The 1,657-nt window shown below is 63.5% G+C and carries 2 protein-coding genes; one reads left to right on the forward strand and one right to left on the reverse strand.

What is annotated here, in order from left to right:
- Positions 1-110 precede the first annotated feature (110 nt).
- The gene (locus ACE3PP_RS12315; protein WP_374382673.1) at positions 111-830 is read left to right on the forward strand and encodes a phosphoadenylyl-sulfate reductase; all 720 of its coding nucleotides are present in this window, start codon (positions 111-113) and stop codon (positions 828-830) included.
- Positions 831-963: 133 nt separating this feature from the next.
- Here the strand turns inward: ACE3PP_RS12315 and ACE3PP_RS12320 are convergent.
- Positions 964-1,657, reverse strand: a 694-nt coding sequence (locus tag ACE3PP_RS12320) for a transglycosylase SLT domain-containing protein (RefSeq protein WP_374382675.1), incomplete at its 5' end; no start/stop codon positions are given.

Consider the following 1,657-nt stretch of genomic DNA (forward strand, 5'->3'; position numbering starts at 1 on the left):
CTACGCCATCGCCGCCGGCTTCACCACCTTCGGCGACGCCTATCAGGCCTCGACCAGCCAGCCGCAACCCCATTTCCGCCGCCGCGCCTGATTGCCACGATAAGCCCGCCATGACCCCGAGCCTGCTCAACATCACCCCAGAACTGACCGCCAGCGTCGCGACCAAGACCGCCGCCGTGCAGGTGCTGCTCGCCGAGATCGCCGGCCAGTGGTCGCCGGCCGCCTTCGCCAACAGCCTCGGCGCCGAGGACATGGTGCTGACCGACCTGATCGTCAAGTCCGGCCTGCCGATCGAGATCTTCAGCCTCGACACCGGCCGCCTGCCGCTCGAAACCTACGACCTGATGGCCGCCGTGCAGCAGCACTACGGTCTCAAGCTGAAAATCTACTTCCCGCAGGCGTCGACCGTGGAAGACTACGTCCGCAGCCACGGCATCAATGCCTTCTACGAATCCGTCGACCTGCGCAAGGCCTGTTGCCACATGCGCAAGGTCGAACCGCTGCGCCGCGCCCTCGCTGGCAAGAAGGCCTGGATTACCGGCCTGCGTGCCCAGCAGGCGGCGACCCGCGTCGGCCTGCCCTTCCGCGAATACGACGACGGCAACGGCCTGGAAAAATTCAACCCGCTCGCCGACTGGAGCGAAAAGGAAGTCTGGACCTACATCAAGCAGCACGCCGTGCCCTACAACGCGTTGCACGACAAGTTCTACCCGAGCATCGGCTGCGCACCGTGCACCCGCGCGATCTCGCTCGGCGAGGACGTCCGCTCCGGAAGATGGTGGTGGGAAAACCCCGAGTCCAAGGAGTGCGGGCTGCACGTGAAGGCGTAACACTCGGGGTTTCAGCGAAGGCTAACCTCGCATCGCGAGGTTAAGGGGCGACGCCCCGGCCGAAGCTAAAATCCGGAATCCAAGGAGTGTGGCCTTCACGAACCGCCATCGCCCCGGCGCAGGCCATACCCTCTTACTGCATTCCCGCCTTCTGCTTCAGTTTTTCCGCCCGCTCCTCCGCATCCGTCGCCAGCTTGTAGGAAACGTAGTACTTGAAGATGTTGCGCACGTAGGTGGTCGTTTCCATGCCGATCTTCTCGGCGGTGACGACTTCGACGTTGTTGAACCACTTGTCGGGATCGAGGCCGCGTTTCGCCGCCTCCTTGCGCATCCTTGAAATGTTGCCGGGCCCTGCGTTGTAGCTCGCGAAGGCAAACAAGGTACGGTTCTGTTCGGTGAACTTCGCGTCGGTGAAGTAGCGGGTCATCAGCTGGTCCATGTACTTGGCGCCGGCGTGGATGTTGGCCTCGGTCACCCCGATGTCGCCCACGTTGAGCGATTTCCCGGTATCCGGCATCACCTGCATGATGCCGATCGCCCCGACATGGCTCTTCGTGCTCTGGTCCAGCGTGGATTCCTGGTAACCCTGCGCCGCGAGCATCAGCGGGTCGAAGTTGTAGCGCGCCCCGTATTTCTCGAAGACGTCGATGAGCGCTTCGAAACGCTGCCGGTCGCGCTCGGCGGCAGCGCTGTTGAGCGCCTTGATGGTCCGCATGTACTGCTTCTGGCGATACGGCAGCACGCCCTGCTTGCGCGCCCAGCCGACGTAGAAATCGTTCAGTTCGGCGACCAGTTGCGGGCTCCCCTTGCGCACCGCCCAGCCTTTC

Origin of the sequence: Dongia sp., from assembly GCF_041910485.1 — a bacterium.
In the GTDB taxonomy this organism is placed as follows: Bacteria; Pseudomonadota; Alphaproteobacteria; order Dongiales; family Dongiaceae; genus Dongia.

Coding starts and splice junctions, on each gene's coding strand:
- ACE3PP_RS12315 (WP_374382673.1), top strand. CDS start 111: ATGACCCCGAGCCTGCTCAACATCACCCCAGAACTGACCGCCAGCGTC.